Raw genomic sequence first — 25,247 nt, forward strand, 5'->3', positions numbered from 1 at the left:
CCCCTCCTGGCTTCCGGGCCTCGGGTCCCGGGCCCCTCCTGGCTTCCGGGCCTCGGGTCCCGGGCCCCTCCTGGCTTCCGGGCCTCGGGTCCCGGGCCCCTCCTGGCTTCCGGGCCTCGGGTCCCGGGCTCTTCCCGGAGGTCGGGCCCCGGGCTCTTCCCGGCGGTCGGGTGCCGGGTCCCGGAACGCCGGAGGATCCGGGTCGCTCCCCGCGCCGAGTGGCCCGTACGGGGTGACCCGAATCCTGTGGTCGCCGGCTGCCGGGGTTCAGCCCGCCAGGACCGGCCGGCGGTCCGCCGCCGGTGCCTCCCGCGTCGAGCGGGCCTTCAGGCCGGCGCCCAGGAGCACCGCACCCAGGCCGATCACGGCCCACCAGGTCAGGGTCAGGGCCGGTCCGGCCGCGGCGGCGCCGTCGAAGTACGACACCGAGCGGATCAGGGTCGTGCCCGCGCCCGGTGGCATCCACTGGCCGACGGCCCCGGCGGGCTCCGGCAGCATCTGCGGGGCCGAGGCCGCGCCGGAGAACGGATTGCCCAGCAGCATCAGCAGCCCGGCCGTCACGCCGATCCCGGCCGGGCCGACGAGCGCGGCGAGGCCCGCGACCGCGCCGCCGACAGCGAGTGCCGAGAGGCCCAGCACCCCGGCCTCCGCCCACCAGTTGCCGGTGAGCACGCCCAGCCAGCTGTGCGCGAGGGCGGCGGTGACCACGCCCACCAGGGCCGCGGCGCCCACCAGTGCGGCCACCGCGCGCACGCCCCGCAGGCCGCTCAGGGTGACCAGGGAGCCCATCGCGATGCCGGCCAGGGTCAGCGGCAGCACGCTCGCGCCGAGTCCGGCGCCCCTCGGGTCCCGCTCGGGTGCGGCGACCACGTCGACCGTGCGCGGCGGGGTGCCGCCCGGGGCCTGCCCGGCCACCGCCTGCTGGAGCAGCTGGGCGACCAGCGGGCTCGCGGCCGAGGCGGTGAGCAGCTCGGGCCCCCGGCCGGTCACGACGACGGCGCCGTAGACGGCCCGGTCCTCGATCGCCCGGCGGGCGGCGGAGGCGTCGGCGTACCGGTGGACGTCGAAGGCGCCCCCGTGGCCCTCCAGCTGCCGCTCGACCTGTGCGGTCGCCGCGGCGGGCCCGGCCACCCCGACGGGCAGGTCGCGGGGTGCCGTCCGGGTGGCGGGCCAGGCGAAGGCCCACAGCGCGAGGGCGGCGACGAGCGGCACGAGCAGGACGACCGCGATCGCCCGGCGCGCGGGTGACAGAGGTGCGGCGGACATGGGTTCCTCCGGCATTTAAAAAGAAGGATCGTTCGTTTTACCTGTTCCACCGTGCGCTCCGGAGTGGCGGCTTGTCAAGAAGGAACGTTCGTTTTAACTTGCTGCACATGGCCCGCGTATCCCAGGAACACCTCGACGCCCGCCGCCGGCAGATCCTCGACGGCGCGGCGCTGTGCTTCGCCCGCAACGGCTTCCACGCCACGTCCATGCAGGACGTGCTCAGGGAGGTCGACCTGTCCGCCGGCGCGGTCTACCGCTACTTCAGCGGCAAGGAAGAACTGATCGCCGCGATCGTCTCGGAGGTGCTGGACGAGGTCCGCGCGGCCTTCGAGGCGGCGGCCGGGCAGACTCCGCCCCCGCCGCTGGACCGCCTGGTGGGCGCCGTCCTCGGCCGGACCCTGACCCTGCGCGAGAACCTGGTCCTCGACGGACAGCCCGCCTTCCCGCGCCTGGTCGTCCAGGTGTGGTCGGAGATCCCGCGCAACGACGAGCTGGCGGCCGTCCTGCGCGAGGGCTACACCGCCGTGCGCGCGGCCTGGGGACGGCTGGTCGAGCTCTACCAGGAGGACGGCAGGATGCGCGCGGACGTCCCGCCGGACCATGTCGCCCGCACGATGATCGCCGTCGTGCTCGGATTCATCGCGCAGCAGGCGCTGTTCGGGCCCGCCCCGGTCGACGTCCTGCGCGACGGACTGCGCGCCCTGATGAGCATGACGGACGCCGGGCCGGAGGCATGAGGGCCACCGGTCGTACGAAGCCCGGGGACCCCAGGGTGGTTAACGCGCCCGAAACGCGGCGCAACTAGCCTGCCCCACCACGCCACCAGGGACTTTGCCCCGTGGCCGCGGCATCCGGACCCCGCACGGTCCGCAGCGAGGAGGTGAGGTGGGTATGCAACTGACCCCGCACGAGCAGGAGAGGCTGCTGATCCATGTGGCGGCCGACGTCGCCGGGAAGCGCCGGGCCCGCGGTCTGAAGCTGAACCACCCCGAGGCCGTCGCCCTCATCACCTCGCACATCCTCGAAGGGGCCCGCGACGGACGCACCGTCGCCGAACTCATGGCCTCCGGACGGAAACTCCTCACCCGTGACGACGTCATGGACGGCATCCCGGAGATGATCCACGACGTCCAGGTCGAGGCCACCTTCCCGGACGGCACCAAGCTCGTCACCGTCCACGACCCGATCGTCTGAAGGGGCGGCGATGATTCCCGGCGAGATCCTGTTCGCGGACGGCCCGGTCGTCTGCAACGAGGGCCGCGAGGTCACCCGGCTCACCGTCCTGAACACGGCCGACCGTCCCGTCCAGGTCGGCTCCCACTACCACTTCGCCGAGGTCAACCCCGGCCTGGAGTTCGACCGCGCCGCGGCCCGCGGCAAGCGGCTGGACGTGGCGGCGGGGACGGCCGTGCGGTTCGAGCCCGGCATCCCCGTCGAGGTCGGACTGGTCCCGCTCGCCGGCGCGCGGATCGTGCCCGGACTGCGCGGGGAGACCGGAGGTGCCCTCGATGCCTGAGATCTCCCGCGCCGCGTACGCCGACCTGTTCGGGCCGACGACCGGTGACCGCATCCGTCTCGCCGACACCGATCTGCTGGTCGAGATCGAGGAGGACCGCTCGGGCGGACCGGGACTCGCCGGTGACGAGGCGGTGTTCGGCGGCGGCAAGGTCATCCGCGAGTCCATGGGCCAGGCGCGTGCCACGCGTGCGGACGGCACCCCGGACACCGTGATCACCGGCGCCGTGATCGTCGACCACTGGGGTGTGGTCAAGGCCGACGTCGGCATCCGCGACGGCCGGATCACCGGCATCGGCAAGGCGGGCAACCCCGACACCATGGACGGCGTCCACCCCGATCTGGTCATCGGTCCCGAGACCGAGGTCGTCGCGGGCAACGGGCGCATCCTCACCGCCGGCGCCGTCGACGCGCACGTCCACTTCATCTGCCCGCAGATCGCCGACGAGGCGCTGTCGTCCGGGATCACCACCCTCGTCGGCGGCGGCACGGGCCCCGCCGAGGGCTCCAAGGCCACCACCGTCACGCCCGGCCCCTGGCACCTCGCCCGGATGCTGGAGGCGATGGAGGCGTACCCCCTCAACATCGGCTTCCTCGGCAAGGGCAACACCGTCTCCCACGAGGCGATGCTGTCCCAGATCCGCGGCGGCGCCCTCGGCCTGAAACTGCACGAGGACTGGGGCTCCACCCCGGCCGTCATCGACGCCGCGCTCACCGTCGCCGAACGGACCGGCATCCAGGTCGCCATCCACACGGACACCCTGAACGAGGCGGGTTTCGTCGGCGACACGCTCGCCGCGATCGCCGGGCGCGGCATCCACGCCTACCACACCGAGGGCGCGGGCGGCGGGCACGCGCCGGACATCATGACCGTGGTGTCCGAGCCCCATGTGCTGCCCAGCTCCACCAACCCCACCCGGCCGTTCACCGTCAACACCGCCGAGGAACACCTCGACATGCTGATGGTCTGCCACCACCTCAACCCGGCCGTCCCGGAGGACCTCGCCTTCGCCGAGTCCCGGATCCGGCCCTCCACCATCGGCGCCGAGGACATACTCCACGACCTGGGCGCCATCTCGATCATCTCCTCCGACTCCCAGGCCATGGGCCGCGTCGGCGAGGTGATCATGCGGACCTGGCAGACCGCGCACGTGATGAAGCGGCGCAGGGGAGCCCTGCCGGGTGACGGCCGCGCCGACAACCACCGGGTGCGCCGCTACGTCGCCAAGTACACGATCAACCCCGCGCTCGCCCAGGGACTCGCCCGGGAGATCGGCTCCGTGGAGACCGGCAAGCTCGCCGATCTCGTGCTGTGGGAACCGGCGTTCTTCGGTGTGAAGCCGCTGCTCGTCCTCAAGGGCGGCCAGATCGCGTACGCGCAGATGGGCGACGCCAACGCCTCCATCCCCACCCCGCAGCCCGTCCTGCCGCGCCCCATGTACGGCGCGATCGGCCGGGCCCCGGCGTCCAACTCGTTCAACTTCGTGGCCCCCGCGGCGATCGAGGACGGACTGCCCGGACGGCTCGCGCTCGGCAAGAGGTTCGTCGCCATCGACTCCACCCGCGCGGTGACCAAGGCGGACATGCGGGAGAACGACGCCCGGCCGCGCGTCCAGGTCGACCCCGACAGCTTCGCCGTGCACATCGACGGCGAACTCGTCGAGGCCGCCCCGGCCGCGGAACTGCCCATGGCCCAGCGCTACTTCCTCTTCTGACGATGTCCAGAGCCGCACTGCTCGTCCTGGCCGACGGCCGCTTCCCCGCCGGAGGGCACGCCCACTCCGGCGGCGCCGAGGCGGCCGTCAGGGCCGGGCGCGTCACCGACGCCCGCAGCCTGGAGGACTTCTGCCGGGGCCGGCTGCACACGGCCGGGCTGGTCTCGGCCGCCCTCGCCGCGTCCGCCGCGCTCGGCACCGACCCTGGGGAACTGGACGCCGCCGCCGACGCCCGCACCCCGTCACCGGCCCTGCGCGCCACCGCGCGCAAGCTGGGCCGGCAGCTGCTGCGGGCCGCCCGCGCGACCTGGCCCTCGCCCGAACTCGAAGCGCTCGCGGGGCGGTTCCCCAAGGGAGCCCATCAGCCGGTCGTGCTCGGGACCGTCGCCCGCGCGGCCGGACTCGGGCCGCTCGACGCGGCGCACTGCGCGGCGTACGAGAGCGCCGGCGGGCCGACGACCGCGGTGGTACGGCTGCTCGGCCTCGATCCCTTCGAGGCGACGGCCGTGCTGGCCCGGCTCGCCCCCGAACTGGACCGGGTCGCGGACCGGGCGGTGGAGGCGGCCCGCCGCGCGCTCGACGAAGGCGTCGACGCGCTGCCCGCGGCCTCCGCGCCACTGCTGGAGATCTCGGCCGAACTGCACGCGGCGTGGCCGGTGCGGCTGTTCGCGTCCTGAGCCCGGCCCCCTCACGTACGACAGGAGCCCGAAGCCATGCACCTCGACCACGCCCACCCCGGTTCCCCGGCCATGAGCGCCGACGCGCGGCGGCCCGACGGGGCCCGCCGCGCCCTGCGCATCGGGCTCGGCGGGCCCGTCGGGTCCGGCAAGACCGCGACCGTCGCCGCGTTGTGCCGCGCGCTGCGCGACGAGCTGTCGCTCGCGGTCGTCACCAACGACATCTACACCCGCGAGGACGCCGAGTTCCTGCTGCGGGAGGCCGTGCTGCCGCCCGAGCGGATCACCGCGGTGGAGACGGGGGCCTGCCCGCACACGGCGATCCGCGACGACATCTCCGCCAACCTGGAGGCGGTGGAGGACCTGGAGGACGAGGCCGGGCCGCTGGACCTGATCCTCGTCGAGTCCGGCGGCGACAATCTCACCGCCACCTTCTCCAGAGGGCTGGTCGACGCGCAGGTCTTCGTGATCGACGTGGCCGGCGGCGACGACATCCCGCGCAAGGGCGGACCCGGTGTGACGACCGCCGACCTGCTGGTGGTCAACAAGACCGACCTCGCGCCGTACGTCGGCTCCGATCTGGCGCGGATGGCCGCCGACGCCAGGGCGCAGCGTGCCGGACTGCCGGTGGTGTTCCAGTCACTGAGGGACGGGACGGGCGTCGCGGACGTCGCCGCCTGGGTGCGCGGACAGCTCGCGGTCTGGCGGGCCCGCGCATGAGCGGCGTACGGGCCGCGGCCCGGGTCCGTGCCGTGGCCGACGGCCGCGGCGGCACCTCGCTGCCCGTCCTGGAGAGCGAGGGCCCGCTGGCGCTGCGGCGGACCCGGGGGCACGAGGGGGAGGCGAGCGTGATGCTCGTCGGCGCCATGAGCGGCCCGCTCGGCGGCGACCACCTCACCGTCCGCGCCGAGGCCGGCGAAGGCGCCCGGCTGCGCGTCGGCTCGGCCGCCGCCACGATCGCGCTGCCGGGCCAGTCCAAGAGCGCCGCCCGCTACGACGTACTCCTCGACGTCGCCGATGGCGCCGAACTGCACTGGCTCCCCGAGCAGCTGATCTCCGCCCGCGGCAGCGACCTGCACGTCACCACCCGGGCCGACCTCGCGCCGACGGCCCGGCTGGTGCTGCGCGAGGAGCAGGTCCTCGGACGGGCCGCGGAGGAACCCGGACGGCTCACCAGCCGTCTCACCGTACGGGTCGCCGGGCGTACGCTGCTCGACCAGGAGCTGGCCTGCGGGCCCGGGGCGCCGGGCGGCTGGGACGGCCCGGCCGTCCTCGGCGGACACCGGGCGGTCGGCCAACTGCTCGTCGTACGGCCGGAGTACGCCGCGCGGCCGGTGCCCGCGCGGACGCTCGGCGACGGCGCGGTCCTCGTGCCGCTGGCCGGTCCGGCCGTCCTCGTCGGCGCCGTCGCCCCGGACGCCCTGCGGCTGCGCCGGACCCTGGACGAGGCGTTCGCGCTGCTCGGCACCGATCACCGCTGAACGGAGACACGGGCCCGGTTATCGGATTGGCAAAGAAGCCCGGCCCCCTCTGTTGTCAGGGACCCCTCAGCCGAAAGGATCGCCCGTACTTGTGTCGAAACGTTGTACGGGGAGGCTTACTTGACAGGCAAGAGAGCGAAGGGGCGCACGGCCGCGATAGGTTCGGCCGGAACGCTGATCGCCGCCACGCTGATCGCCGGGGCAGTGACCGCGCCCGCGGCGAGCGCCAGCAGCACCGGCACCCGCCACCGCGCCCACAGCGAGGCCCAGGGCGTCGCGATCGCCGCGGCCCGCGCGGCCAAGGCCGGGATCGACTGGAAGGACTGCCCCGCCGACTGGGGCCTGGAGAAGCCGATCCAGTGCGGCTACGTCTCCGTCCCGCTCGACTACGCCAAGCCGTACGGCAAGCAGATCAAGCTCGCCGTCGACCGCATCGGCAGCACGGGCACCCCCGAGGAGCGCCAGGGCGCCCTCCTCTACAACCCCGGCGGCCCCGGCGGCTCCGGCCTGCGCTTCCCGCGCCGTGTCACCACGAAGTCCCCCGTGTGGGCCAAGACCTCCAAGGCGTACGACTTCGTCGGCTTCGACCCGCGCGGCGTGGGCAAGTCCGCGCCGATCTCCTGCGTGGACCCGCAGGAGTTCGTCAAGGCGCCCAAGCTGGACCCGGTGCCCGGCTCCGAGGCGGACAAGCGTGTGCAGCGGGGACTCGCCCGTGACTACGCCGAGGGCTGCCACGAGCGCAGCGGCGAGATGCTGCCGCACATGACCACGCCGAACACCGCGCGCGACCTCGACGTCATCCGCGCCGGGCTCGGTGAGCGCAAGCTCAACTTCCTCGGTGTCTCCTACGGCACCTACCTCGGCGCCGTCTACGGCACCCTCTTCCCGACCCATGTGCGCCGCATGGTCGTCGACAGCGTGGTCGACCCCTCCCGCGACAAGATCTGGTACCAGGCCAACCTGGACCAGGACGTCGCCTTCGAGGGCCGCTGGAAGGACTGGCAGGACTGGGTCGCCGCCAACGACGCCGCCTTCCACCTCGGCACCACCCGCGACGCCGTCCAGGCCAAGTGGCTCCAGCTGCGCGCCGCCGCCGCGAAGAGCCCCCTCGGCGGCGTCGTCGGCCCCGCCGAGCTGATCTCCTTCTTCCAGAGCGCCCCGTACTACGACTCCGCGTGGGTCTCCACCGCGACCGTCTTCAGCAAGTACGTCGCCGGTGACACCCAGGCCCTCGTGGACGCGGCGGCGCCCGATCTGACGGACATCGCCGGCAACGCCGCGTCGGAGAACGGCACCGCCGTCTACACGGCCGTCGAGTGCGCCGACGCCAAGTGGCCCACCAGCTGGAAGAAGTGGGACCGCGACAACACCCGGCTGCACAAGAACCACCCGTTCATGACCTGGGCCAACGCCTGGATGAACCTGCCGTGCGCCACCTGGCCCGCCAAGCAGCGCACGCCCCTGGAGGTCAGGTCCCACAAGGGTCTGCCGCCGGTGCTGATCGTCCAGTCCGAGCGGGACGCGGCCACGCCCTACCAGGGTGCCGTGTCGCTGCACAAGCGGTTCAAGGGCTCCCGTCTCATCACCGAGAAGAACGCCGGTTCGCACGGTGTCACCAGCCTGGTCAACTCCTGCATCAACGACCGGGTGGACGGCTACCTGCTGACCGGGGCGCTGGACTCGGCCGACGTGACGTGCGCGCCGCACGCCACGCCCAAGCCGTGACGCTCCGCTTCTGAGGCCGCGGATCCGCCGCGGATCCGCCGTGGCCGGTCGCTCAGGTGCCCGCGCCCCTCTCGGGGCGTCCTACCGGGCGGCCAGCCACGCGTCCTCGGCCGCGTAGTCGAAGAGATCGCCGTACGTGGCGTACATCTTCGGGTACGCCTCCCGCCAGTCCCGCCCTGCCAGGCTGCGTTCGATCCACCCGACCGTCTCCGGCAGGGCCTCGGCGTAGGTCGTCACCGGGCGGTGGCCCAGCTCCCGCAGCGCGGCCGACATGTCGCAGACGACCGGCGCCGGCACCGTCCAAGGGGTGTCCCCCACGGCCGGTGCCGGCGGCGGGCCGTCCACCAGGACGGTCTCCGTCTCCACACCCATCACCGCGTCGACCGACGCCGCGATCTCCGCGACCGTCGGAGCCTCGCCGTCACAGGCGTTGAGGACCCGTGAGCCCGGGCGGGCCGCCGCCAGACGGATCAGCTCGGCCAGCGTGTGCACGCTCACCGGGTGGAAACGGCTCTCGCCGCCGTGGGCGACGACGCGCCTGCGGCGGCCGTCCAGGTTGCGCTTGACGAAGTACAGCTCGCGCGGGGTGCGGCAGTGCGGGCCGTGCACCGCGCCGGCGCGCAGCAGCGTGGCCGGCAACAGGTCTCCGGCGGCGAGGAGTTCGCGCTCGACGGCGACCTTGCGCGTCCCGTAGGTGGCGTCGCCCGGGGCCACCGTCGCCTGGGTCTCCGGGATCGGCACCGGGTAGTGCGGGAAACCGCCGGGCTCGGACTGGGTGTCGAAGCCGCGGCCCTTGTCGTCCTCGTAGACCGCCACGCTGGAGATCACCACCGCCGAGCCGACCCGGCCCGCGAGCCGGGTCAGCTGCCGGGCGTGCCGCTCCCGGAAGGCGACCATGTCGACGAGCACGTCGCAGCCGTCGCCGATCACCGCCTCCAGGGCCGTGTCGTCCTCGCGGTCCAGCGTCACCGCGCGCACGCCGTCGGGCCAGGCCCCGTCACGGCCGCCGCCGCGGGAGGCGGCCGTCACCTCCCAGCCGTCGTGCGCCAGTGCCGCCACCGTCGGCCTGCCGATCTGCCCCGTCGCCCCGATCACCACAGCTCGTCCCATGGAGCGACCGTAGACGTACGACGGCCGGCGGGCCCAGGGGATCTGCTCCCGGCAGAGCCCGTCGCCGGGTCAGCGGAGCCGGGGGAACCTGCGCTCCTTCGTGGCCGCGGCCGCCGCCTCGGCCTCGGCCTTGGCCACGGCCGCGTACGTGTCGACGTACTCCTGCCCGGACAGCGACAGGATGGCGTACATGATCTCGTCGGTGACGGCGCGCAGCACCGCCTTCTCGTTCTCCATGCCGGCGTAGCGGGAGAAGTCCAGAGGTGCGCCGAAGCGGATGACGACGGGATGGACGTTCGGGATCACCTTGCCCGGCGGCTGCGCCTCGAAGGTGCCGATCATCGCGCACGGGATCACCGGCACGCCCGCCCTGAGCGCCATCACGGCCACGCCGACCTTGCCCTTGTACAGCCGGCCGTCGTGCGACCGGGTGCCTTCGGGGTAGATCCCCAGCAGCTCGCCCTTGTCCAGGACGCCGAGCCCCTCGCGGATGGCCGCCCGGCCCGCCTCCTTGCCCGAGCGGTCGACCGGGATCTGTCCCGCGCTGCGGAAGAAGAAGGCGGTCAGCCGTCCCTTGAGACCGGGGCCCGTGAAGTACTCCGCCTTCGCCAGGAACGTGATGCGCCGCTTCAGCACGGCCGGCATCAGGAAGTGGTCGGAGAAGGACAGATGGTTCCCGGCGACGATGGCCGCCCCCGAGGACGGCACATGCCCGAGACCCTCGATACGGGGCCGGAAGACCAGTCTCAGCAGCGGTCCCAGCAGCACGTATTTGAGTACGTAGTAGAACAAGGGGTCGCTCCTCACATGGGCGAATCGCCACAACCGCCGCGTCCTCGCAGGTCACCGGCCCGTTGGTGAGGTGACAGTCTAGGCGCGGGTGCCGTCCGCCGGAACAGCGCCCGGCGGACGGCGAGGAGTTTTCCCGGACGGACCGTCAGACCAGCACCTTCTCCAACGACCCGATCGCCGAGCGCAGTTCCTCCTCCGTGACGGTCAGCGGCGGGGCCAGGCGGATCGTCGAGCCATGGGTGTCCTTGACGAGGACGCCCTCCCGCATGAGGCGTTCGCTGATCTCGCGGCCGGTGCCGATGGCCGGGTCGATGTCGACGCCCGCCCACAGACCGCGCGCCCGGAAGCCGACCACGCCCTTGCCGGCCAGCGCGGACAGCCCGTCGCGCAGGACCGCGCCCAGCTCGGCGGCCCGGCGCTGGAACGCGCCCGTCTCCAGAAGTTCCACCACGGCCGTGCCGACCGCGGCGGCCAGCGGGTTGCCGCCGAACGTCGAGCCGTGCTCGCCCGGGTGGAGCACCCCGAGCACGTCCCGGCGTCCCACCACCGCCGACACCGGCACGATGCCGCCGCCCAGCGCCTTGCCCAGCAGCACCAGGTCCGGGACGACGTCCTCGTGCTCCACGGCGAGCGTGCGGCCCGTGCGGCCGAGGCCCGACTGGATCTCGTCGGCGATGAACAGACAGCCCTTGCGGCGGGTCAGTTCCCGTACCCCGGCCAGATAGCCGTCGTCCGGGATCAGGACCCCGGCCTCGCCCTGGATCGGCTCGATGAGCACCGCCGCGGTCGTCTCGTCGACCGCCGCCTCCAGCGCGGCCAGGTCGTTGTAGGGCACGACCTTGAAACCCGGGGTGAACGGGCCGAAGCCGGCGCGGGCCGTCTCGTCCGTGGAGAAGCTGACGATCGTCGTCGTACGCCCGTGGAAGTTGTCCGCGGCGACCACGATCGTCGCCCGGTCCGCGGGCACGCCCTTCACGTCGTACGCCCATTTGCGGGCCACCTTGATGCCGCTCTCCACCGCCTCGGCGCCGGTGTTCATCGGCAGCACCATGTCCTGCCCGGTCAGCGCAGCGAGCCGCTCGGCGAACTCGGCGAGCCGGTCGTTGTGGAAGGCACGCGAGGTGAGGGTGAGCCGGTCCAGCTGCCGGTGCGCCGCCTCGGTCAGCGCCGGGTGACGGTGGCCGAAGTTGAGGGCCGAGTAACCGGCCAGCATGTCGAGGTAGCGGTTGCCCTCGACGTCCTCCACCCAGGCGCCCTCGGCGCTCGCCACGACCACGGGCAGCGGGTGGTAGTTGTGCGCGAGCACCGGTTCCTCGGCCTGGATCAGCTCGGCGGAGGAACGGGCGCGGACAGGTGCGGTCATCAGCGGATCTCCTGGGTGCAGCACTTGATTCCGCCGCCGGCCTTGTGGAACTCCGACAGGTCGACGGGGACGGGGGCGTAGCCGTGGTCGGCGAGACGCCCGGCGAGCGCCTCGGCCTGCGGCGCGATGAAGACATGGCGGCCGTCGGACACGGAGTTCAGGCCGAACGTCATGGCGTCCTCGCGCGTGGCGAGCACCGCGTCCGGATACAGCCGGGCGAGCACCTCACGGCTGCCCGGCGAGAACGCCTCCGGGTAGTAGACGACATTGCTGCCGTCGGCGGAGTCGTCCAGGACGAACAGCGCCGTGTCCAGGTGGTAGAAGTACGGGTCCACCAGGCTCAGGCTGATCACCGGATGGCCGAAGAACTCCTGCGCCTCGCGGTGCGCCTCGCGCGTGGTGCGGAAGCCGTGTCCGGCGAGCACGTGGCGGCCCGTCCACACCAGGTCGCCCTCGCCCTCGCACACCGACTCCGGACGGTGCACGTCGTAGCCGGCCTGCTTGAACCAGGTGTCGTAGTGCAGGGACTCCGGACGCCGCTCGGGCGCGTGGAAGAGCGAGCCGAAGACACGGCCGTCGACGACGACCGCGGAGTTCGCCGCGAAGACCATGTCCGGGAGACCGGCGACCGGCTCGACGGTGTCGACCGCGTGCCCGTGGGAGCGGTAGACGCCGATCAGCGTCTGCCACTGCTCCTGGGCCAGGTCCACGTCGACCCGGACGTCGGGATGCATCCAGGGGTTGATCGCGTACTGCACGGCGAAGTGTCTGGGTTCGCAGACGAGAAAGCGCCGCCGGCGCGGCACACGGGTGTCGGTCACAGAGGGGTTCCTCCGCTTCCTGAGGCGATCCGTTGGGTTAATGACCAAGGTAGGAAGCGACGGATGTGTACGACAAGCAAGGAGAGCTGCGTGTCCGCGCAGGAATGCTGCGTGTCGATCAGGTCCGACGCACGTCTGCTGCGCTCTCGGGGGCGGGCTGGGACGCACCCGCCTCCGGACTCTCCGGGATCAGATGGGACAGCACCATCACACTGATCGTCTTGCGGATGAACGGCTCGGTACGGATGCGCTCCAGCACCTCCTCGAAGTGCTCCACGTCCCGCGCCCGCACATGCAGCAGCGCGTCCGCGCCGCCGGTCACCGTCATCGCGGCGGTGATCTCCGGATGGTTGCGCACCACCTCGGCCAGCCGCCGGGGCGGGGCCGCGCCCTCGCAGTACACCTCGACGTACGCCTCCGTGCGCCAGCCCAGTGCCGACGGCTGCACGGTCGCCGTGAACCCCGTGATCACCCCGGTGTCCCGCAGCCGGTCCACCCGTCGTTTGACCGCCGTCGCCGACAGTCCGACCGTCGCGCCGATCTCGGCGAAACTCGTCCTGGCGTTCGCCATCAGGGCGGTGATGATCTTCCGGTCGAGCTCGTCGAACGAGGCGGTCCTGCTGTTCACGCCGCCACTGTATCCAGCGGGAACGCGCCCCCGCGTGCGGCGCGGACGGGCCTCCCGCCCCAGGCCCGTGCCCGGCCGGTGCCGGGCCTGTGTCCGGCCCGTGCACGGCGGGAACGACCCGTGCCGGGCACGTGTCAGGGCAGCCGATCACCCCTACACTCCACCTTCATGCTGCGCGCCCTGGCTGTCGACGACGAACGCCCCTCGCTGGAGGAACTGCTGTACCTGCTCAACGCCGACCCGCGCGTCGGCAGCGCCGAGGGAGCGGCCGACGCCACCGGGGCCCTGCGCCGCATCAACCGCGCCCTGGAGTGCGGACCCGACGGTCCCGAGGCCATCGATGTGGTCTTCCTCGACATCAACATGCCGGGCCTGGACGGACTCGACCTCGCCCGGCTGCTCACCGGCTTCGCGCACCCGCCGCTGGTCGTGTTCGTCACCGCCCACGAGGACTTCGCCGTCCAGGCGTTCGACCTCAAGGCCGTCGACTACGTCCTCAAACCCGTACGCCGCGAACGTCTCGCGGAGGCCGTCCGGCGTGCCGCGGATGTGCGTGCCGCGGATGTGCGTGCCGCGGATGTGCGTGCCGGGAGCGTGCGGCCCACCGGCCCGCACGCCGGTGCCGCCCCGCGGATCCCCGTGCACGCACCCGACCCCGACCACATACCCGTCGAGCTCGGGGGAGTGACCCGGTTCGTCGCCGTCGCCGACATCACCCATGTCGAGGCCCAGGGCGACTACGCCCGGCTGCACACCGCCAGGGGCAGCCATCTGGTCCGCATCCCGCTGTCCGCCCTGGAGGAGCGCTGGCGCGCCCGCGGCTTCGTCCGCATCCACCGCCGCCACCTGGTCGCCCTGCGCCATGTCGGCGAACTGCGCCTGGACGCGGGCACGGTCAGCGTCATGGTCGGCGCCGAGGAGCTCCAGGTCAGCCGCCGCCACGCGCGCGAGCTGCGGGACCTGCTGATGAGGAGGGCCTGACCGTGCCGCAGGACCCCGCCGAGACCCGCGTCGTCGTCATCGGCCCTCCTCGCCGTACCCGCCGCACCCTGCACGCCTCGGGCTACTACCGTCCGCGCACCGAGATCGACGAGCAGACCACCCTCGGCCACACCTATGTCCGCTCCCTCATGCGCACCCAGCTGCGCGCCGGACTGACCGCCTTCGCCGTCCTGGTCCTGCTGGTCGGGCCGCTGCCCCTGCTGTTCGCCGCCCTGCCGGGAGCCCGCCGCCTGGAGTGGGGCGTCCTCGGCTTCGGCCTGTACGTCCCGCTGGTGCTGCTCGCCCGCTGGTACGTGCGCCGCGCGGAACGCAACGAACGCGACTTCGTCCGTCTGGTCGAGGACCGATGAGCTCCCCGGCGGCCGATGTCCCATGAATCCCGGCTACGCCGTGCCGGCCGTCGCCCTGGTGGTGGTCGCGACCGTCCTCGTCGGCGCCTTCGGCCTGCGCATCTCCCGCACCACCTCCGACTTCTACGTCGCCTCCCGCACGGTCGGCCCCCGCCTGAACGCCGCCGCCATCAGCGGCGAGTACCTCTCGGCCGCCTCCTTCCTCGGCATCGCCGGACTGGTCCTCGTCCAGGGCCCCGACATGCTCTGGTACCCGGTCGGCTACACCGCCGGCTATCTGGTCCTGCTCCTCTTCGTCGCCGCGCCCCTGCGCCGCTCCGGCGCCTACACGCTGCCCGACTTCGCCGAGGCCCGGCTCGCCTCCCCGGCGGTACGGCGGCTCGCCGGGGCCTTCGTCGTCGGCGTGGGCTGGCTCTACCTGCTGCCCCAGCTCCAGGGCGCCGGCCTCACCCTGACCGTCCTGACCGGCGCCCCCGACCGGCTGGGCGGCGTGATCGTCGCCGTCGTCGTCACGGTGACCGTGGCCGCGGGCGGCATGCGCAGCATCACGTTCGTGCAGGCGTTCCAGTACTGGCTCAAGCTCACCGCCCTGCTGGTCCCCGCCCTCTTCCTCGTCCTGGCCTGGCAGCACGACGGCGGCCCGAGCCGCGCCTTCGAGGAACCCGCCGCCTTCCGCGAGCAGCGCACGGTCCGGGTGGACGACCGCCTCGACCTCAAGCTGGACCGCCCCCTGACGGTCACCGTCAGCGGCACGGTCGACGGCCGCGCCCTCGACGACCGGCGCGTCACCCTGGACACCGGCACCCACCGCATCGGAGCGGGAACCCGCCTCACCTTCGCGGCCGGCACCGCCGTCCCCGACGCCGACCGGGGCGGTGACGGAGGCATGTCCACCTCACTGGCCGCGGGCCGCGCCGAACGCCCGCTGTACGCCACGTACGGGCTGATCCTCGCCACCTTCCTCGGCACCATGGGGCTGCCCCATGTCGTCGTCCGCTTCTACACCAGCCCGCACGGCGTCGCCGCCCGCCGTACCACCGTCGCCGTCCTCGCCCTGGTGGGCGGCTTCTATCTGCTGCCGCCCGTCTACGGCGCCCTGGGCCGGCTCTACGCCCCGGAGCTGACCCTCACCGGTGACGCGGACGCCGCCGTCCTGCTGCTGCCCGGCCGGATGATCGGCGGTGCCGGCGGGGACCTGCTGGGGGCGCTGCTGGCCGGAGGGGCGTTCGCCGCGTTCCTGTCCACCGCGTCCGGGCTGACCCTGGCGGTGGCGGGCGTCCTCACCCAGGACGTACTGCCCACCCGGGGCGTACGGCACTTCCGGCTGGGCACCGGCCTCGCCATGCTGGTGCCGCTCGCGGCGAGCGCCCTGGCCGGCGGGCTGCCGGTCGCCGACGCGGTGGGGCTGGCCTTCGCGGTGTCGGCGTCGTCGTTCTGCCCGCTGCTCGTGCTCGGCATCTGGTGGCGCCGGCTCACCCCGCCGGGCGCGGTCGCCGGGATGCTGGCGGGCGGGGGAGCGGCGTTCCTGGCCGTCGCCGCGACGATGTCCGGCTTCCCGGCGACGGGCGGACTGCACGCCCTGCTGGCCTGGCCCGCGCTGTGGTCCGTGCCGCTGGGCTTTCTCACCATGGTCCTGGTGTCCCTGGCGACCCCGGGCCGGGTCCCGGCGGGCACGGCCGCGATCCTGGCGCGGTTCCATCTGCCGGAGGAGCTGAGAGCCGAGGAACTGAGAACGGAGACGAAGGCGTGAGCGGCTTCATGGCGGGTCTGTGCGTGGCCGTCCTGCCCCTGCTCGCCACGGGCTTCTGGCTGGGCCGGCGCACGGCCCGCCCCGGCAGCCGGGGCACCGGCCTCGGCACGCCCGTCGAGCACGCCACGTTCCAGACCCTGCACACCGCGTCCCTCGCCGCGCCCCCGCTGCGGGCGGGCCTCACCGAGGAGACGGCCCGCAAGTCGGCCCGCGGACTGCGCTCGCTGCTCGGCACCGACGCGCTGTGCCTGACCGACGAGGAACGCGTCCTGGTGTGGGACGGGGCCGGCGCGCACCACCGTACCGAGATCATGGAACGGCTGGCCGGATCCCTGGACACCGGCCGCGGCGAGGCGTTCCCGCTGACCTGCGACACTCCCGACTGCCCGGTCCGCTGGGCCGTGGTCGCCCCGCTCACCGTGGACGACCGGGTCCACGGAACGCTGGTGGCCTGCGCGCCCCGTGAGTCCGCCGTCCTCGTGCGTGCCGCGGGGGAGGTCGCCCGCTGGGTCTCCGTCCAGCTGGAGCTGGCGGACCTCGACGACTCCCGCACCCGGCTGATCGAGGCCGAGATCAAGGCCCTGCGCGCCCAGATCTCACCGCACTTCATCTTCAACTCGCTCGCGGTGATCGCCAGCTTCGTGCGCACCGACCCCGAGCGCGCCCGTGAGCTGCTCCTGGAGTTCGCGGACTTCACCCGCTACTCGTTCCGCAGGCACGGCGACTTCACCACCCTCGCCGACGAGCTCCACGCCATCGACCACTACCTCGCCCTGGTCCGGGCCCGCTTCGGCGACCGCCTCTTCGTCACCCTGCAGATCGCCCCCGAGGTGCTGCCGGTGACCCTGCCGTTCCTCTGCCTCCAGCCGCTGGTCGAGAACGCGGTCAAGCACGGTCTGGAGGGCAAGGCCGGCGCCTGCCGGATCAGCATCACCGCGCAGGACGCGGGCGCCGAGGCCCTGGTGGTCATCGAGGACGACGGCGCCGGCATGGACCCCGCCCTGCTGCGCCGGATCCTCGCGGGCGAGGTCAGCCCCTCCGGAGGCATCGGCCTGTCCAACGTCGACGACCGTCTCCGCCAGGTCTACGGCGACCGCTACGGCCTCGTCATCGAGACCGCGGCGGGAGCCGGCATGAAGGTCACCGCCCGGCTGCCGAAGTACCAGCCGGGCGTGCACTCGGGGCCCCGGCTGTCCCGGGAGTGAGACTCAGGTGCTGCGCGTGGCCACCATGCCGAGGGTGATCAGGCCCAGCACGACCCAGCCGAACCACAGCCAGCCGTTGCTGCCGAGCACCGCCGTGTAGGCCGTCACCACGACGAGTCCGCCGACGGTGAGCACCCCCATGGTCTTCGTGGAGCTGTCCGTGGAACCGGGCATCGCGACACCCTTCTCGTCGTCCGTCCCCTCCATGGTGCCCCCGATCCGCCGCGATGCGCCCTGCACGGCGAAATGCGTGCCATGTCCAGGGGCCTTTGGGGCGGGGGCGACGCTCAGCGGCTGTTCGCGTTCAGCGAGGCCAGGTAGGCGTTGTACGCCTCCAGCTCCTTGTCCCCGTCACGGTCGGCGGCCCGGTCCTGGCGCCTGGCCTGCCGCTGGTCCGAGCCGTACCACTGGAACAGCAGGGCGATCAGCACGAGCACGGACGGGATCTCGCTGAACGCCCACGCGATCCCGCCGGCCGCGTTCTGGTCGGACAGCGCGTCGATGCCGAGCGAGGCGGGCGGGTTCGCGTACGTCTCCACCATCGGCGTCGAGCCCATCATCAGCGCGATGCCGAAGAACGCGTGGAACGGCATGCCCGCGAACAGCTCCAGCATCCGCATCAGATAGCCCGGCCGGTGCGGGCCCGGGTCCACGCCCATGATCGGCCAGAAGAAGATCACTCCGACGGCGAAGAAGTGGATCATCATCGCGGTGTGGCCCCCGCCGGTCCGCATCAGAGTGTCGAACAGCGGGCTGAAGTACAGCGCGTACAGGCTCGCGATGAACATCGGGATCGTGAACGCGGGATGCGTGATCACCCGCATGTACCGGCTGTGCAGCAGCGCCAGCAGCAGCTCGCGCGGCCCCTTGCGCCCCCGCCCCGCCACCGGCAGCGCCCGCAGCGCCAGCGTGACCGGCGCGCCCAGCAGAATCAGGATCGGCGACAGCATGCTGATCACCATGTGCTGCACCATGTGCACGCTGAACATGACCATGCCGTAGTCGTTCAGCCCGGTGCACATCACGAGCCCGATGGTCAGCACACCGCAGAGGAAGGCCGCCGTCCGCCCCGGCGACCATGCGTCCCCCCGGCGGCGCAGTCTCACGACGCCCCACAGATACAGTGCGATCCCCAGGAGGCAGGCGACGAGGAAGAACCCGTCCGGCGACCACTGGAGACCTCGTCCCAGCGTGAACGGCGGCAGATCCATGGTCGTGCCGTGCCCGCTGTGATCCATCGCGGTTCCTGCTTTCGTGGGGGGTTGTGCGCTTAAGTCCGGCACCAAGACTAGAACTGCCCCCGGCCGCACTTGCGACCGGGGGCAGAACAGCGCACCAGGGGCGCGGGGAACCGCGCGAGAAACCGCGACGGAGTCCGCACCCGCCGGACGGCCGGAACCCCGCCGGACGCTAGAGCACGCACTCCGCCTCGGCGTACCGCTCGGCCGGCACCGTCTTCAGCGTCTCGACGGCCTCGGCCAGCGACACCATCACGATGTCGGTCCCCCGCAGCGCGGTCATCATCCCGAACTCGCCGCGGTGCACCGCCTCCACCGCGTGCCAGCCGAACCGTGTGGCGAGCACCCGGTCGTAGGCCGTCGGCGTACCGCCGCGCTGCACATGGCCGAGGATGACCGGCCGGGCCTCCTTGCCGAGGCGCCGCTCCAGCTCGATCGACAGCTGCCGCGCTATCCCGGCGAACCGCTCGTGGCCGTAGATGTCCTTGCCGCCCTCGTCGAACTCCATGGAGCCGGCCCGGGGCTTCGCCCCCTCCGCCGCCACGACGATCGCGAACCGCTTGCCCGCCTCGAACCGCTCGCCGACCACCGCGGTCAGCTCGTCGATGTCGAAGGGCCGCTCGGGGACGACGATCGCGTGCGCGCCGGCGGCCATGCCCGAGTGCAGGGCGATCCAGCCGGTGTGGCGGCCCATGACCTCGACGACCAGCACCCGCTGGTGCGACTCGGCGGTGGTCTTGAGCCGGTCCAGCGCCTCGGTCGCCACGCCCACGGCCGTGTCGAAGCCGAAGGTGACGTCCGTGACAGCGATGTCGTTGTCGATGGTCTTCGGCACGCCCACGACGGGCAGACCGCCGTCCGACATCAGCCGGGCCGCCTTCAGCGTGCCCTCGCCGCCGATCGGGATGATGGCGTCGAGCCCGAGCTCCGCCACATGCCCCTTGGCCCGCTCCACACCGTCCCGCAGATGCGACGGCTGGACGCGGGAGGAGCCGAGGATCGTGCCGCCGCGGGCGAGGATGCCGCCCACCGCGTCGAGGTCGAGCTTCATGTAGTCGCACTCCAGGAGGCCCTTCCAGCCGTCCCGGAAACCGATGACCTCGTCGCCGTGGTCGGCGACGGCGCGGTGCACGACGGACCGGATGACGGCGTTCAGGCCGGGGCAGTCGCCGCCGGACGTGAGGACACCAATGCGCATAGCCCGAATACCTTTGCAACGTGGGCCGGGGACCGGACCACGTCGTCCGGCTCGATCCCGGTCACCCTACCGGCGCGAGGGGGTTCCACCGCACCGGGCGTCCGCCTGGTGGACGCGCCCGCACATGTGAGCGGACGGCCTGTCAGTCGGGCCCTCGCGCCGGTGTGCCAGGGCCCTCGCGCGGGCCTTCGGAACCCGGTCGGCGGCAGACGCGAAACCGCCCGGAGCCACGGGCTCCGGGCGGTTCGGCGGCGATCCGGCGAAACGGTTACGCGGGCTGCTGCGCGGCCGCGATGCGCTCGGTGCGCAGCGCCTCGTACCAGCGGTCGTCGATCGGCGGCAGCGCGTTGACGTCGAGCGCCAGCTTCAGCAGCAGGTCGGCGATCTGCGGGTTGCGGGCGAGCACCGGTCCGTGCATGTACGTGCCGAACACGGTGTCGTTGTACGCCCCCTCCGTGCCGTCCCCGGTGCCGTTGCCCCTGCCCAGGCGGACCTGGGCGAACGCACGGGCGGTGGGGCCGAGGTGGGTGACGCCCTGGTGGTTCTCGAAGCCGGTCAGCTGGGGCAGGCCCAGACGCGGGTCGATGTCCGCGAGGACGTCGCCGACGCACCGCTCGCCCGTCCCGCGCTCCGTGGTGACGTCCAGCAGACCGAGACCGGGCTCCCGCTGGCCGAGGTCGTTGACGAACTCGTGGCCGAGGATCTGGTACCCGGCGCACACCGCGAACACGATCGCGCCGTTCTGCACCGCCTGGTAGAGGTGCCCGTCGCGGCGCAGCCGCTCGGCGGCGAGCCGCTGGGGCCGGTCCTCGCCGCCGCCGATCAGGTAGATGTCGCCGGACGTCGGGATCGGCTGGTCGCTGCGCACGTCCATCCGGGCCACGTCGAGGCCGCGCTGGCGGGCCCGCCGCTCGACGACGAGCGCGTTGCCCTGGTCGCCGTAGGTGCTGAGCAGGTCGGGGTAGATCCACACCAGCCGCAGTTGGTTGTCGCTCATGAAGTGATCGTCCTCCCTGTTCAGTTGCCGACGATCCGGCGCAGGTCCTGGAACGCGGTGTAGTTCGCGATGACCTCGATCCGGCCGGGCGGGGCCTGCTGGACGGCCTGGTCGAGGTTCTCGCAGACCTGGAAGTGCTGGTTGGCGACCTCCAGACGCACCGCGAGGTCCAGCTTCCGGTCGCCGATCACGAAGATCGGATGGCCGGTCAGGCGCGTGTAGTCGACGTCCCACAGCCACGAGGTGTCGGTGCCGTCGGCGCCGCGCGCGTTCACGGACAGGATCACCGGGGTCGGCGGCGGGTCGATCAGGGAGAACGTCTCCAGCCAGCCCGCGGGGTTCTTGGCGAGCAGCAGACGCAGGTCGCGCTGCATGTACTGCACCACGTCGTAGCGTCCGGCGACGGCCTGCACCTGGTACATCCGCTCCAGCGCGACCTGCGGCGGCACCCCGAAGACGGCGGCGACGGCGGCCGAGGAGGCGGCGTTGGCCTTGTTGGCGCGGCCCGGCAGCTGGAGGTGGATCGGCCAGGCGGAGCCGTGCGGGTCGAGGACGTGGTCCCCGGACAGCGCCCAGGTCGGGGTCGGACGGCGGAAGCCGCAGTCGCCGCAGAACCAGTCGTCGCCGGGACGCTGCATCACACCGCCGCAGGACGGGCAGGACCAGGCGTCGTCCTTCCACATCTGGCCGGCCGCGACCCAGATCACGTTCGGGGACGAGGACGCCGCCCACACGACCAGCGGGTCGTCGGCGTTCGCGACGATCACGGCCTTGCAGCCCGCGAGCCCCTCGCGCCAGTTCTCCGCGAGCATGCGGGTCTCCGCGGCACGGTCGAGCTGGTCACGCGAGAGGTTGAGGAGCGCGATGCACTTCGGGTCGGTGTCCCGGGCGACACCCGCGAGGTACTTCTCGTCGACCTCGATCACGCCGAACTTCGACTCCGAGCCGCCCGCCAGCGCCGAGGTGATGCCGGCCGGCATGTTGGCGCCGAGCGCGTTGGACACGACCGGTCCGGCCGCGCGCAGCGCCTCGGCGATGAGCCGGGTGGTGGTGGTCTTGCCGTTGGTCGCCGAGACCAGGACCACGTCCAGGTTCTGCGCCAGCCGGGCGAGCAGGTCGGGGTCGAGCTTGAGGGCCACCCGGCCGCCGATCACCGAACCACTGCCGCGTCCCGCGGCACGGGATGCCGCCGCGACCGCCTTGCCCGCGGTCACGGCGAGCTTGGCCCGCGGCGTGAGCGGGTCCGAGTTGCCTGCCATCAGTCCTCGATCCTCCTTGCGTACGCGCCGCGCCGAAACGTCTCTACGGCCACGTGGTGTGACCTCAGCCTATCGAGATCCACTCACGTGCCTGAATCGCGGCACCGTCACGATCCAGGCACGCACCGGACGCGACCTGCCAGACCGTACCCTTGCGGACATGCGAAACGGCTCGATCCCGGGCGCCCGCGGGCGCGTCCGGCCCCTCACCCTGCTCGGCGGCCCGGCGCTCCACACCCCCTGCGCGGAGGTCACCGACTTCGGTCCGGAACTGGCGGAGCTCGTGGAGGACTTGTTCGCCACGATGTACGCCGCGAACGGGGTCGGCCTGGCGGCCAACCAGGTGGGCGAGCCGCTGCGGGTGTTCGTCTACGACTGCCCGGACGACGACGAAGTACGACATCTGGGGCATGTCGTGAACCCCCGCCTCGTCGCGGTGGACGGCGTGGAGATCCGCGGCCCGGAGGGCTGTCTGTCCCTGCCGGGCCTGGAGGCGGGCACGGTCCGCCACGACCACGCCGTGGTGGAGGGCTTCACGAAGGACGGCGAGCCGGTCACGATCCACGGCACGGGCTGGTTCGCCCGCTGCCTCCAGCACGAATGCGACCATCTGGACGGAACGGTCTATGCGGACAGGGTGAGCGGCTGGCGCCACCGAAGGCTGATGCGCCAGGTGTCGAAAGCACCCTGGAGCTGACGCGGTTCGGGGTGCGGGGCCGCGCCCGTGCGGCCCGCCGCACGGGACCCGTGTCCCGGGCCCCGCGACGCCGGCGTGATCCGGGCGGCGGCCCTGGGGCCCTTCCGGCGGATCTCCGCGGCGTCGCGGAGCTCCGCCGGAAGGCCCCTAGAAGCCGGGTCCCCCGACCCGGTCCCCGGCGGCGGCCAGCCGTCCCCACAGCAGGTCCGCGAGGCTCCGCACCAACTCCGCCCGGGAACAGGGCCGTTCCCCCAGCCACCAGTCCCCGGCCGCGTGCATCATCCCGACGATCCCGTGTCCCCACACCCGGGCCAGCTGCGAGGACCCGGGACCGAGGTCCAGCCGCTCCTCGATGACCGTGGCCAGTTCCTCGCCCATCCGCCGCAGCACCGGAGCGGAGTACTTGCCGACGTCGAACCCCGGGTCCCCCGGCTGTCCCCCCTCCGCGGGATGCATCAGGAACCGGTACACCTGGGGCCGGGCCTCGATCGCGGCGAGGTAGGTGTCGAGCGTCGCCTCCACCCGCTCCCGCCGGTCCGCCGGCGCGTCGAGCGCGGCCCGCAGCGAGTCCAGCAGGGCGTCCGTGTGCCGCATGGCGAGGGCGGCGTACAGGCCCCCCTTGTCGCCGAAGTGCCGGTAGAGGATCGGCTTGGTGATGCCGGCCTCCGCCGCGATCGCGTTCATCGACGCCTGCGGGCCGTCCCGGAGCACCACTCGGTCCGCGGCCTCCAGCAGCTCGCGCCGTCGGCGGTCGGCGGACCTCTGCTGCTCGGTCCGCTGCGTGGTGTCCATGTGCTCTCCCCACCCGTGCTGTTTCGGTGACGCCAGCGCAAACTAACACCCGCCACGCCCCCCGCATCGAACGGGCTGCCGACGGAGCGCGACGAGTTGACTTTTTCTACCCGCGAGTAACAGACTTCGGTTACCGCAAGTAACACGCAGGTGCCGCCGCTGGAGGGGACATGGCCGAGTTCACCATGGAGCTCAACGACGAACAGAAGGAGGTCCGTGACTGGTTGCACGGCTTCGCCGCCGACGTCATCCGTCCCGCGGCCGCCGAATGGGACGAGCGTGAGGAGACTCCCTGGCCGGTCATCCAGGAAGCGGCCAAGGTCGGCATCTACTCCCTGGACTTCTACGCGCAGCAGTACTTCGACCCGACCGGCCTCGGCATCCCGACGGCCATGGAGGAACTGTTCTGGGGCGACGCCGGCATCGCCCTGTCCATCGTCGGCACGGGTCTCGCCGCCGTAGGCGTCCTCGCCAACGGCACGGACGAGCAGATCGGCACCTGGATCCCCCAGATGTACGGCGACGCGAACGACGTCAAGGTCGCCGCGTTCTGCTCCTCCGAGCCCGACGCCGGATCCGACGTCGCCTCGATGCGGACGCGGGCCGTGTACGACGAGGCCAAGGACGAGTGGGTGATCAACGGCACGAAGACCTGGGCGACCAACGGCGGCATCGCCAACGTCCATGTCGTCGTCGCGGTCGTCGACCCGGAGCTGGGCTCCAAGGGCCACGCCTCCTTCATCGTCCCGCCGGGCACACCGGGTCTGTCCCAGGGACAGAAGTTCAAGAAGCACGGCATCCGCGCCTCGCACACCGCCGAGGTCGTCCTCGACCAGGTGCGGGTCCCCGGGTCCTGCCTGCTGGGCGGCAAGGAGAAGCTGGACGAGCGCCTCGCCCGGGCACGGGAGAGGGTGAGGTCGGGCGGCGAGCGCGTGAAGAACGCGGCGATGGCCACCTTCGAGGCGAGCCGCCCCGCGGTGGGGGCCATGGCGGTCGGCACCGCCCGCGCCGCCTACGAGGTGGCGCTGGAGTACGCCATGACCCGGGAGCAGTTCGGCCGCCCGATCATCGACAACCAGGGCGTGGCCTTCCAGCTCGCCGACATGCGGACGTCGATCGACGCGGCCCGGCTGCTGGTGTGGCGCGCGTCCTGGATGGCGGTCAACGGCAAGCCGTTCACGGCGGCCGAGGGCTCGATGTCCAAGCTGTTCGCCTCGGAGACCGCCAAGAAGGTCACGGCCCAGGCGGTCCAGATCCTCGGCGGCAACGGCTTCACCCGGGAGTACCCGGTGGAGCGGATGCACCGCGACGCCGCGATCTACACCATCTTCGAGGGCACCAGCGAGATCCAGCGCCTGGTGATCGCCCGGACCCTGTCCGGGATGTCCATCCGCTAGCGGGGAGGGGGCGCGGGAGCCGCGCCGGTGGTCAGCTCCGCCCGCTGCTGTGGGCGATGCAGGCCACGTCGATCCGGTCGGCGAGCTTCGCCAGCTCGATCGTCAGCGCGGCGACCGTGTCCTCGTCGAGGCCGTCGTCCCCGGCCTCGACGAGATGCACCCACCGTGCCCCCACCGTTCGCAGCAGCTTGCTCACATCGGCCGCAGCCACCTGGAGGGCCCCGCGGTCATCGACGATCAGAGGCAGAGTCACTTCGCGGTTCACACCG

General features: G+C 72.6%; 27 protein-coding genes. 14 read left to right on the top strand and 13 right to left on the bottom strand.

Annotated features, from left to right (window positions below):
• Nucleotides 1-267: 267 nt before the first annotated feature.
• A complete protein-coding gene (locus ACIQGV_RS06535; RefSeq protein ID WP_402491358.1) occupies nucleotides 268-1,266 on the bottom strand; it encodes an ABC transporter permease in 999 nt (332 codons plus the stop codon).
• A gap of 107 nt (nucleotides 1,267-1,373) precedes the next feature.
• On the opposite strand from ACIQGV_RS06535, the gene ACIQGV_RS06540 reads away from it, so the two are divergent.
• The 8 genes from ACIQGV_RS06540 to ACIQGV_RS06575 all read left to right on the top strand — a co-directional run bounded on the left by ACIQGV_RS06540 (nucleotide 1,374) and on the right by ACIQGV_RS06575 (nucleotide 8,379).
• Nucleotides 1,374-2,003: a TetR/AcrR family transcriptional regulator gene (locus tag ACIQGV_RS06540; protein WP_402491361.1), complete on the top strand. Its 630-nt coding sequence runs from the start codon at nucleotides 1,374-1,376 to the stop codon at nucleotides 2,001-2,003.
• Between the two features lie 154 nt (nucleotides 2,004-2,157).
• Nucleotides 2,158-2,460: an urease subunit gamma gene (locus tag ACIQGV_RS06545; RefSeq protein WP_402492397.1), complete on the top strand. Its 303-nt coding sequence runs from the start codon at nucleotides 2,158-2,160 to the stop codon at nucleotides 2,458-2,460.
• A 10-nt stretch (nucleotides 2,461-2,470) separates the two neighbouring features.
• Nucleotides 2,471-2,782 carry an urease subunit beta gene (locus ACIQGV_RS06550; protein WP_402491364.1) on the top strand — a complete coding sequence of 104 codons (312 nt, stop codon included), beginning with the start codon at nucleotides 2,471-2,473 and terminating at the stop codon, nucleotides 2,780-2,782.
• The gene (locus ACIQGV_RS06555) at nucleotides 2,775-4,496 is read left to right on the top strand and encodes an urease subunit alpha (protein WP_402491365.1); all 1,722 of its coding nucleotides are present in this window, start codon (nucleotides 2,775-2,777) and stop codon (nucleotides 4,494-4,496) included. The genes ACIQGV_RS06550 and ACIQGV_RS06555 overlap by 8 nt, the downstream gene beginning before the upstream one ends.
• A 2-nt stretch (nucleotides 4,497-4,498) precedes the next feature.
• Nucleotides 4,499-5,173: an urease accessory protein UreF gene (locus ACIQGV_RS06560; protein ID WP_402491368.1), complete on the top strand. Its 675-nt coding sequence runs from the start codon at nucleotides 4,499-4,501 to the stop codon at nucleotides 5,171-5,173.
• A gap of 36 nt (nucleotides 5,174-5,209) precedes the next feature.
• Nucleotides 5,210-5,893: an urease accessory protein UreG gene (gene ureG / locus ACIQGV_RS06565; RefSeq protein WP_402491371.1), complete on the top strand. Its 684-nt coding sequence runs from the start codon at nucleotides 5,210-5,212 to the stop codon at nucleotides 5,891-5,893.
• Entirely contained in the window at nucleotides 5,890-6,654 is a 765-nt protein-coding gene (locus ACIQGV_RS06570; RefSeq protein ID WP_402491374.1) for an urease accessory protein UreD, read from the top strand. The genes ureG and ACIQGV_RS06570 overlap by 4 nt, the downstream gene beginning before the upstream one ends.
• Nucleotides 6,655-6,774: 120 nt before the next feature.
• Nucleotides 6,775-8,379 carry an alpha/beta hydrolase gene (locus tag ACIQGV_RS06575; RefSeq protein WP_402491376.1) on the top strand — a complete coding sequence of 535 codons (1,605 nt, stop codon included), beginning with the start codon at nucleotides 6,775-6,777 and terminating at the stop codon, nucleotides 8,377-8,379.
• Nucleotides 8,380-8,460: 81 nt separating this feature from the next.
• On the opposite strand, the gene ACIQGV_RS06580 is transcribed toward ACIQGV_RS06575, so the two are convergent.
• The 5 genes from ACIQGV_RS06580 to ACIQGV_RS06600 all read right to left on the bottom strand — a co-directional run bounded on the left by ACIQGV_RS06580 (nucleotide 8,461) and on the right by ACIQGV_RS06600 (nucleotide 13,093).
• On the bottom strand, nucleotides 8,461-9,489 hold the full coding sequence (locus ACIQGV_RS06580) for an NAD-dependent epimerase/dehydratase family protein (RefSeq protein ID WP_402491378.1): 1,029 nt from the start codon (nucleotides 9,487-9,489) through the stop codon (nucleotides 8,461-8,463).
• Nucleotides 9,490-9,558: 69 nt separating this feature from the next.
• Nucleotides 9,559-10,281, bottom strand: a complete 723-nt coding sequence (locus tag ACIQGV_RS06585; RefSeq protein WP_402491381.1) for a lysophospholipid acyltransferase family protein — start codon at nucleotides 10,279-10,281, stop codon at nucleotides 9,559-9,561.
• A 145-nt stretch (nucleotides 10,282-10,426) separates the two neighbouring features.
• Nucleotides 10,427-11,644, bottom strand: coding sequence for an ornithine--oxo-acid transaminase (rocD, locus tag ACIQGV_RS06590; protein WP_402491384.1), 1,218 nt, complete (start codon nucleotides 11,642-11,644; stop codon nucleotides 10,427-10,429).
• Entirely contained in the window at nucleotides 11,644-12,465 is an 822-nt protein-coding gene (ddaH, locus tag ACIQGV_RS06595; protein ID WP_402491385.1) for a dimethylargininase, read from the bottom strand. The genes rocD and ddaH overlap by 1 nt, the downstream gene beginning before the upstream one ends.
• A 118-nt stretch (nucleotides 12,466-12,583) precedes the next feature.
• Nucleotides 12,584-13,093, bottom strand: a complete 510-nt coding sequence (locus ACIQGV_RS06600) for an Lrp/AsnC family transcriptional regulator (protein WP_402491388.1) — start codon at nucleotides 13,091-13,093, stop codon at nucleotides 12,584-12,586.
• A gap of 168 nt (nucleotides 13,094-13,261) precedes the next feature.
• Here ACIQGV_RS06600 and ACIQGV_RS06605 point away from each other — a divergent pair, with 168 nt between their 5' ends.
• Genes ACIQGV_RS06605 through ACIQGV_RS06620 form a run of 4 tightly spaced genes read left to right on the top strand, consistent with a single transcriptional unit; the run spans nucleotide 13,262 to nucleotide 17,400 of the window.
• Nucleotides 13,262-14,074 carry a LytR/AlgR family response regulator transcription factor gene (locus ACIQGV_RS06605; protein ID WP_402491391.1) on the top strand — a complete coding sequence of 271 codons (813 nt, stop codon included), beginning with the start codon at nucleotides 13,262-13,264 and terminating at the stop codon, nucleotides 14,072-14,074.
• A gap of 2 nt (nucleotides 14,075-14,076) precedes the next feature.
• Nucleotides 14,077-14,445, top strand: coding sequence for a hypothetical protein (locus ACIQGV_RS06610; RefSeq protein WP_402491394.1), 369 nt, complete (start codon nucleotides 14,077-14,079; stop codon nucleotides 14,443-14,445).
• Between the two features lie 22 nt (nucleotides 14,446-14,467).
• Nucleotides 14,468-16,195 carry a cation acetate symporter gene (locus tag ACIQGV_RS06615; RefSeq protein ID WP_402491395.1) on the top strand — a complete coding sequence of 576 codons (1,728 nt, stop codon included), beginning with the start codon at nucleotides 14,468-14,470 and terminating at the stop codon, nucleotides 16,193-16,195.
• Nucleotides 16,192-17,400 carry a sensor histidine kinase gene (locus tag ACIQGV_RS06620; RefSeq protein ID WP_402491398.1) on the top strand — a complete coding sequence of 403 codons (1,209 nt, stop codon included), beginning with the start codon at nucleotides 16,192-16,194 and terminating at the stop codon, nucleotides 17,398-17,400. Before ACIQGV_RS06615 ends, ACIQGV_RS06620 begins: the two co-directional genes overlap by 4 nt.
• A gap of 3 nt (nucleotides 17,401-17,403) precedes the next feature.
• Here ACIQGV_RS06620 and ACIQGV_RS06625 read toward each other — a convergent pair whose 3' ends face one another.
• The 5 genes from ACIQGV_RS06625 to ACIQGV_RS06645 all read right to left on the bottom strand — a co-directional run bounded on the left by ACIQGV_RS06625 (nucleotide 17,404) and on the right by ACIQGV_RS06645 (nucleotide 22,092).
• On the bottom strand, nucleotides 17,404-17,640 hold the full coding sequence (locus tag ACIQGV_RS06625; RefSeq protein WP_402492436.1) for a hypothetical protein: 237 nt from the start codon (nucleotides 17,638-17,640) through the stop codon (nucleotides 17,404-17,406).
• Nucleotides 17,641-17,687: 47 nt separating this feature from the next.
• Entirely contained in the window at nucleotides 17,688-18,638 is a 951-nt protein-coding gene (locus ACIQGV_RS06630; RefSeq protein WP_402491401.1) for a cytochrome c oxidase assembly protein, read from the bottom strand.
• 172 nt (nucleotides 18,639-18,810) lie between these two features.
• The gene (locus ACIQGV_RS06635) at nucleotides 18,811-19,836 is read right to left on the bottom strand and encodes a 6-phosphofructokinase (RefSeq protein ID WP_402491403.1); all 1,026 of its coding nucleotides are present in this window, start codon (nucleotides 19,834-19,836) and stop codon (nucleotides 18,811-18,813) included.
• 268 nt (nucleotides 19,837-20,104) lie between these two features.
• Nucleotides 20,105-20,833 carry a type 1 glutamine amidotransferase gene (locus ACIQGV_RS06640; protein WP_402491405.1) on the bottom strand — a complete coding sequence of 243 codons (729 nt, stop codon included), beginning with the start codon at nucleotides 20,831-20,833 and terminating at the stop codon, nucleotides 20,105-20,107.
• 20 nt (nucleotides 20,834-20,853) lie between these two features.
• Nucleotides 20,854-22,092, bottom strand: coding sequence for a MurT ligase domain-containing protein (locus tag ACIQGV_RS06645; RefSeq protein ID WP_402491408.1), 1,239 nt, complete (start codon nucleotides 22,090-22,092; stop codon nucleotides 20,854-20,856).
• A 160-nt stretch (nucleotides 22,093-22,252) separates the two neighbouring features.
• Between ACIQGV_RS06645 and def the strand changes: the two genes are divergently transcribed.
• Nucleotides 22,253-22,789, top strand: coding sequence for a peptide deformylase (gene def / locus ACIQGV_RS06650; protein WP_402491411.1), 537 nt, complete (start codon nucleotides 22,253-22,255; stop codon nucleotides 22,787-22,789).
• Nucleotides 22,790-22,936: 147 nt separating this feature from the next.
• Here def and ACIQGV_RS06655 read toward each other — a convergent pair whose 3' ends face one another.
• The gene (locus ACIQGV_RS06655) at nucleotides 22,937-23,581 is read right to left on the bottom strand and encodes a TetR family transcriptional regulator (protein ID WP_402491414.1); all 645 of its coding nucleotides are present in this window, start codon (nucleotides 23,579-23,581) and stop codon (nucleotides 22,937-22,939) included.
• 170 nt (nucleotides 23,582-23,751) lie between these two features.
• Here ACIQGV_RS06655 and ACIQGV_RS06660 point away from each other — a divergent pair, with 170 nt between their 5' ends.
• Nucleotides 23,752-24,978, top strand: coding sequence for an acyl-CoA dehydrogenase family protein (locus ACIQGV_RS06660; RefSeq protein WP_402491416.1), 1,227 nt, complete (start codon nucleotides 23,752-23,754; stop codon nucleotides 24,976-24,978).
• 31 nt (nucleotides 24,979-25,009) lie between these two features.
• Here ACIQGV_RS06660 and ACIQGV_RS06665 read toward each other — a convergent pair whose 3' ends face one another.
• Nucleotides 25,010-25,243, bottom strand: a complete 234-nt coding sequence (locus ACIQGV_RS06665; RefSeq protein WP_402491419.1) for a DUF6213 family protein — start codon at nucleotides 25,241-25,243, stop codon at nucleotides 25,010-25,012.
• Nucleotides 25,244-25,247: the final 4 nt, after the last annotated feature.

Origin of the sequence: Streptomyces sp. NPDC093094 (assembly GCF_044754345.1) — a bacterium.
Classification (GTDB): domain Bacteria; phylum Actinomycetota; class Actinomycetes; order Streptomycetales; family Streptomycetaceae; genus Streptomyces.

What these genes read in the sequence shown, in the direction of transcription:
- ACIQGV_RS06655 (WP_402491414.1), bottom strand. Translation starts at nt 23,581, where the DNA reads ATGGACACCACGCAGCGGACCGAGCAGCAGAGGTCCGCCGACCGCCGA.
- ACIQGV_RS06580 (WP_402491378.1), bottom strand. Translation starts at nt 9,489, where the DNA reads ATGGGACGAGCTGTGGTGATCGGGGCGACGGGGCAGATCGGCAGGCCG.
- ACIQGV_RS06535 (WP_402491358.1), bottom strand. Translation starts at nt 1,266, where the DNA reads ATGTCCGCCGCACCTCTGTCACCCGCGCGCCGGGCGATCGCGGTCGTC.
- ACIQGV_RS06660 (WP_402491416.1), top strand. Translation starts at nt 23,752, where the DNA reads ATGGCCGAGTTCACCATGGAGCTCAACGACGAACAGAAGGAGGTCCGT.
- ACIQGV_RS06615 (WP_402491395.1), top strand. Translation starts at nt 14,468, where the DNA reads ATGAATCCCGGCTACGCCGTGCCGGCCGTCGCCCTGGTGGTGGTCGCG.
- rocD (WP_402491384.1), bottom strand. Translation starts at nt 11,644, where the DNA reads ATGACCGCACCTGTCCGCGCCCGTTCCTCCGCCGAGCTGATCCAGGCC.
- ACIQGV_RS06640 (WP_402491405.1), bottom strand. Translation starts at nt 20,833, where the DNA reads ATGAGCGACAACCAACTGCGGCTGGTGTGGATCTACCCCGACCTGCTC.
- ureG (WP_402491371.1), top strand. Translation starts at nt 5,210, where the DNA reads ATGCACCTCGACCACGCCCACCCCGGTTCCCCGGCCATGAGCGCCGAC.
- ACIQGV_RS06630 (WP_402491401.1), bottom strand. Translation starts at nt 18,638, where the DNA reads ATGGATCACAGCGGGCACGGCACGACCATGGATCTGCCGCCGTTCACG.
- ACIQGV_RS06570 (WP_402491374.1), top strand. Translation starts at nt 5,890, where the DNA reads ATGAGCGGCGTACGGGCCGCGGCCCGGGTCCGTGCCGTGGCCGACGGC.
- ACIQGV_RS06635 (WP_402491403.1), bottom strand. Translation starts at nt 19,836, where the DNA reads ATGCGCATTGGTGTCCTCACGTCCGGCGGCGACTGCCCCGGCCTGAAC.
- ACIQGV_RS06645 (WP_402491408.1), bottom strand. Translation starts at nt 22,092, where the DNA reads ATGGCAGGCAACTCGGACCCGCTCACGCCGCGGGCCAAGCTCGCCGTG.
- ACIQGV_RS06540 (WP_402491361.1), top strand. Translation starts at nt 1,374, where the DNA reads ATGGCCCGCGTATCCCAGGAACACCTCGACGCCCGCCGCCGGCAGATC.
- def (WP_402491411.1), top strand. Translation starts at nt 22,253, where the DNA reads ATGCGAAACGGCTCGATCCCGGGCGCCCGCGGGCGCGTCCGGCCCCTC.
- ACIQGV_RS06550 (WP_402491364.1), top strand. Translation starts at nt 2,471, where the DNA reads ATGATTCCCGGCGAGATCCTGTTCGCGGACGGCCCGGTCGTCTGCAAC.
- ACIQGV_RS06555 (WP_402491365.1), top strand. Translation starts at nt 2,775, where the DNA reads ATGCCTGAGATCTCCCGCGCCGCGTACGCCGACCTGTTCGGGCCGACG.
- ACIQGV_RS06560 (WP_402491368.1), top strand. Translation starts at nt 4,499, where the DNA reads ATGTCCAGAGCCGCACTGCTCGTCCTGGCCGACGGCCGCTTCCCCGCC.
- ACIQGV_RS06545 (WP_402492397.1), top strand. Translation starts at nt 2,158, where the DNA reads ATGCAACTGACCCCGCACGAGCAGGAGAGGCTGCTGATCCATGTGGCG.
- ACIQGV_RS06605 (WP_402491391.1), top strand. Translation starts at nt 13,262, where the DNA reads ATGCTGCGCGCCCTGGCTGTCGACGACGAACGCCCCTCGCTGGAGGAA.